This window comes from Methylophaga sp. UBA5088 (assembly GCF_002414625.1).
Lineage (GTDB): Bacteria > Pseudomonadota > Gammaproteobacteria > Nitrosococcales > Methylophagaceae > Methylophaga > Methylophaga marina.
This window is the reverse complement of record NZ_DIAC01000095.1, coordinates 9156-13107: the sequence shown is the minus strand read 5'-3', so window position 1 is coordinate 13107 and position 3952 is coordinate 9156. Positions and strand designations below refer to the sequence as shown.

Genomic DNA, 3952 nt, shown 5'->3' with positions numbered 1-3952 from the left:
ATTGATGAAGCCTTTTAGTGGCAGCGGCGCACGAGCAATGATGGTCGATACGATGCAAGCCTATGGTGCAGACTCATTTTCCGGACGACTTTCGGCTATTGTTCAGGGAAGTACTGAAACCACCTTTTATGTTTTAGCAGTCTATTTTGGCTCTGTTGGTATCAAGCACATCCGTCATGCTATCGGCTGTGGACTCGCCGCAGATGTAGCCGGTATTTTGGCGGCTATCACTGTCGCCTATTGGTTTTTCGGCTAGTAAGTAAAAAAAACATACCTACTCAACAAAAATTTGCTAAATTTTGCAACCTGTTCAACCCCTTACCTCAATGGAACCAGCAGGTCACCCGACTAACAGCACTCCATCTAAGTAATTGGTCTGGTTTTATTTGTCCGTTTGGAGATTCCATGCTTGAAGCCACTACTACAACCTACTGAGTCAGCGTACGATCTTATCGCCGATACCATCGCCGATCGCGGCTACTGTGTTCTTCCACAACTTCTTCACGCTAATCTTAATCATGCCCTTCATCAGCGTGTCATGAATTTAGATGATGATGATTTCAAACGCGCAGGTATTGGACGAGAACAGGATTTTCAGTTGAATAACGCTGTTCGACGTGATCAAACTCGTTGGTTAACCCCAGACAATAGCACTGATAAGGCTTATCTCGATCAAATGTCAGAGTTTAGGCTCGCTATAAACCGCCGACTGTTTATGGGCTTGTTTGACTATGAAGCTCACTACGCACATTACGCACCCGGCGCTTTTTATAAAAAACATATGGATGCTTTTAAAGGTGAATCTAATCGGGTTTTAACTACCGTGCTCTATCTCAACCCAGAATGGCAGGAAGAAGATGGCGGTCAGTTGTTAATTTATGCGCCTGAGACTAACACTGTCATTGAGACGGTCAACCCAAATTTTGGCAGTTTTGTTATTTTCTTGAGTGAGGAGTTTCCTCATGAAGTAGTCAAAAGCTGTCGAGATCGTTACAGTATTGCTGGTTGGTTCCGATTACATGATCCTTTACAAGCCCCGTTGATATGACAAAAGACTTCACTATTTTTCAGTTAGGGCACCCAGTGCTTCGCCAAGCAACTGAAAAAGTTGAAGATATTCTAAATCCTGAGTTCCAGGCCCAACTCGATGCGCTCATGGAATTTGTTCTTGAAAAAGGTGGCATGGGCATAGCAGCGCCACAAGTGGGCATCTCACAACGTTTTTTTATCATGTCTTCCCATCCTAATGCCCGTTATCCGCATGCGCCTGATATACCTGCGTTTTTTGTCATTAATCCAGAGATTATTACTACCTCAAATACACAAGAAAAAGATTGGGAAGGTTGTCTGAGTTTACCCGGTATTCGTGGTTTAGTTCCGCGTCACACACATATACTGGTTCGTTATCAAACGCGTCATGCAGAATGGGTCGAAACGCATTATGATGATTTTCTAGCACGTGTTTTTCAGCATGAATTTGATCATCTGCAAGGACATGTTTTTCTTGACCGTGTTGAGACAAATTTTGACATCATGATGGAACAAGAGTGGCAGAAACTAATGATGACAAGAACAGAGAGTTAAAAACCATATGGGACAAAAGTTTGATGCCTTATCTGATCGCTTAATCGAATTCATTCAACAGCAGCACATTTTCTTTGTGGGCACGGCAACAGAAGACAGTCGGGTTAATATTTCGCCTAAGGGAATGGATTCTTTGCGTGTACTGACACCAAATAGAGTGATTTGGCTAAATGTCACGGGTAGTGGTAATGAAACCGCTGGTCATATTCAGCAATTGCCAAGAATGACAGTCATGTTCACTGCATTTCATGGTAAGCCAATGATCCTGCGTCTCTATGGTACTGCCAAAGTGGTTCATCATAATGATGCCGAATGGAGCGACTTATATCACTTATTTGATGCCCTTCCCGGTGCACGGCAGATCTTCGATCTCAGCATTGAGCTCGTGCAAACATCCTGTGGTATGGCCGTCCCTTACTATGCTTATCAGGGCGAACGCGAACAACTCAATAATTGGGCTGAAAAAAAAGGCGTTGAAGGGATTGAAGACTATTGGCGAGAAAAAAATGCCAAGACCATTGATGGCATTGTGACTGACATTGAAGATAAGAATTTAAGCTAAAGCATGCTCGAATATACGGAATACACAAAATTTCTGGTGTCATTAATCGCCATTGTTAATCCCCTAGGCATTATTCCAATCTATATTAGCCTGACTGCTGACTATAGTAGTGCTGAACGAGCGAAGATCGCGCGAACCGTCATTATTGCAGCGACTACTATTCTGCTGGTGACAGCCTTTTTCGGGCAATGGGTATTAGAGTTTTTTGGTATCAGCATCAATTCATTTCGTGTTGGCGGCGGTATCCTGCTCTTATTGATGGGGATAGGGATGCTACATAACACCAGTAAGGGCTTGAAACAAAATCATGAACTGGCACAACAGTCTGGTGAGTCTATTGCCGTCGTGCCTCTCGCCATGCCCCTACTGGCAGGTCCTGGCGCCATCAGTACCGTCATCATCAATGCTTACAAAGGACATGGTGTCGCTCACTACAGCCTGATTGCTCTGGACATCATTCTGCTGGGCTTACTGCTATGGATTTTATTGCTGCTTGTGCCGTGGATAGCAAGACGTATGTCAAGCAATGGTATTAACATTGCGACGCGTATTATGGGACTGATTCTCACAGCCATCGCCGTTGAATTTATTGCCAATGGTTTGAAAGGTTTATTTCCTGCTTTGTCCGCTTAAGCTTCTTAACCAAACATCTTTCCGACTTGCTGCGTCAACTCAGCTGAGCGATTTGGGTTACGTAAAGCAGACATAACCTTGTCTCGCATGGCAGGCATATACATTAAGTCCGCCAATATATGGCTAAAGCCTTCATAATCCGCTTCATTAATAGCGAGCCTCTCAACATAGAGCTGACACAGTTCAGGCTCTTCAAGCACTTTCCAACAGCGACCAGCGATAACGGCTAGGACTTCGATATGGCGGCTGATGTCTGAACAAAGCACTTGCTTGACCATACTTTCAACTATGCCCTGAGCAGAACTATTAGACACAGCCCTTAGGCAGGCACAAATTTCTGCCATATCAGGCTGATTCTGTTCCAACTCATTCTTCAATCGCCACTGTAGTGCTTCGACCAGATTATTAGCGGGCTCTGCATTTTCCATAAAAGACGTCAACATATGAAAAGGTTGAGGCGGTAATTGAGGCAGGGTTTGTATTATGGCTTTCGTCAACGCTCTATCATCAGTTCTCACTGCCACATCAGCCACACCCTGCATGCCGAGCACTTGCCAACTGTCGAACGATTTTTGCCCAGTAAAATACGCAAAGGCCGCTTCATAGAATGACGAGGCTTTCAGACTCAGATTCTTTGTGGCCTGAGCATTAAAGGCAGCCATCCGATCTTCACGAGGATTAAAACTGTATGGGCTATCTTTTAGGGCTCCTTCTATGTAATTTCCATCTGCAGCCGCGAGTAAACACTCACCAACTCTATCCAGAACCATCACCAGAAATTCATCTCGCGCCGCTTGTATCAGCAAGCCCTGCTCATCAAGCGGAAACTTCAAAAACCAGACGTAATGTCTATCTGTGAACTGAGGATGCCAAAAAATAATGCCAAATGAGGCTGTACGTTGAAACGGATAAGGATACGGCACTTCAGCCGCTTCAAAGCGGGTAAATTTCTTTGCACTCAGCTTGGTCACTCTGCGTCCCATATCAAAAACACGATAATGGGCGCCACTCTGCTCTAAGAACTCACTTAGGGTGGTAATGGTATTGTCGCTCATGGATAGCTCTAGCTTAAGTGCGATACTCTGCGTTTATTTTCACATAGTCATACGAAAAGTCACATGTCCAAACTTGATCATGTGCAGCACCACGGTTCAATTTCACCGTGATGGTAAG

6 protein-coding genes and 1 pseudogene are annotated in these 3952 nt (G+C 44.5%); 5 read left to right on the top strand and 2 right to left on the bottom strand.

All coding sequences use genetic code 11. From position 1 onward, the window contains the following. The 5 genes and pseudogenes from B4K20_RS11720 to B4K20_RS11700 all read left to right on the top strand — a co-directional run. Positions 1 to 256, top strand: a pseudogene (locus tag B4K20_RS11720) (hypothetical protein); the annotation flags it as partial. A gap of 153 nt (positions 257 to 409) precedes the next feature. Further along, positions 410 to 1048, top strand: a complete 639-nt coding sequence (locus tag B4K20_RS11715) for a 2OG-Fe(II) oxygenase (protein ID WP_286305462.1) — start codon at positions 410 to 412, stop codon at positions 1046 to 1048. Beyond that, complete coding sequence (def, locus tag B4K20_RS11710; protein WP_286305463.1) at positions 1045 to 1584, top strand: peptide deformylase; 540 nt, start codon at positions 1045 to 1047, stop codon at positions 1582 to 1584. The genes B4K20_RS11715 and def overlap by 4 nt, the downstream gene beginning before the upstream one ends. A 7-nt stretch (positions 1585 to 1591) precedes the next feature. After that, positions 1592 to 2146 carry a pyridoxamine 5'-phosphate oxidase family protein gene (locus B4K20_RS11705; RefSeq protein ID WP_289283012.1) on the top strand — a complete coding sequence of 185 codons (555 nt, stop codon included), beginning with the start codon at positions 1592 to 1594 and terminating at the stop codon, positions 2144 to 2146. Between the two features lie 3 nt (positions 2147 to 2149). Beyond that, on the top strand, positions 2150 to 2779 hold the full coding sequence (locus B4K20_RS11700; protein ID WP_286305465.1) for an NAAT family transporter: 630 nt from the start codon (positions 2150 to 2152) through the stop codon (positions 2777 to 2779). A 5-nt stretch (positions 2780 to 2784) separates the two neighbouring features. Here the strand turns inward: B4K20_RS11700 and B4K20_RS11695 are convergent, their stop codons facing one another. Beyond that, positions 2785 to 3834 (bottom strand): DUF3549 family protein, encoded by a 1050-nt coding sequence (locus B4K20_RS11695; protein ID WP_289283011.1) that lies wholly within the window; start codon positions 3832 to 3834, stop codon positions 2785 to 2787. A 13-nt stretch (positions 3835 to 3847) separates the two neighbouring features. Next, a partial coding sequence (locus B4K20_RS11690; protein ID WP_289283023.1) for a bifunctional ornithine acetyltransferase/N-acetylglutamate synthase occupies positions 3848 to 3952 on the bottom strand: 105 nt, incomplete at its 5' end.